Raw genomic sequence first — 671 nt, forward strand, 5'->3', positions numbered from 1 at the left:
TGTTTTTCATCGCTAATGATTTTATTAAAAAAATCCTTATCATGCCACAAATTTTGAATGCCTTGTGAGAAAGAGACGCAATGATTATGCACTAAAGATTTAAAATGTGGGTTTTCTAAATCTTTTAAAAAGCTCTCCGCGTAGCCGTTTTTAGTCTCATGCACGCGCACGCTAGAGATTTTTAACTCCCCTTCGTTATTGGAAAAAACGCTTTTTTGTAAAATCCTTGTCAAGTAGTATAAAAACATCAGAGCGTAACTCTCTGCGCTCAAATTGAACGAGCATTTCACATAACGAACGCAATGATTTTCTATAAAACGCTGAAACTCATCGCTTTCTTTGTCCCAAAAATGATGGGCATGATCAAACGACTCAATGAAAACTTGCATTTCTTGTTGCATCAGCCCAAAATCTAATGCCATGTTCGCGCTGTCTAAGCGGTTGGTTTCAATAAAAACCTCTACTTCATAATTATGCCCATGGATATTTTGAGCGCATTTTAAAGAAGAGCAATTGCGCACCACATGGCTAGCGCAAAATTTGAACAATCGCCTGATAACCATTACTCATTCCCTATAACATGGCTGATAAAGAGGCAGTCTTAAATTATAATAGTAGCGTTCAGGGCGGTTAAAATCAATGCGTTTTATCGTGCTTTTAATCAAATCCCT

At 37.1% G+C, this 671-nt stretch carries 1 protein-coding gene; it reads right to left on the reverse strand.

Annotated features, from left to right (window positions below; genetic code table 11):
* A partial coding sequence (locus IE271_RS44570; RefSeq protein ID WP_190195523.1) for a 6-pyruvoyl trahydropterin synthase family protein occupies positions 1 to 563 on the reverse strand: 563 nt, incomplete at its 3' end.
* Positions 564 to 671: the final 108 nt, after the last annotated feature.

This window comes from Streptomyces minutiscleroticus, from assembly GCF_014650875.1.
GTDB classification, from domain to species: Bacteria; Actinomycetota; Actinomycetes; order Streptomycetales; family Streptomycetaceae; genus Streptomyces; species Streptomyces minutiscleroticus.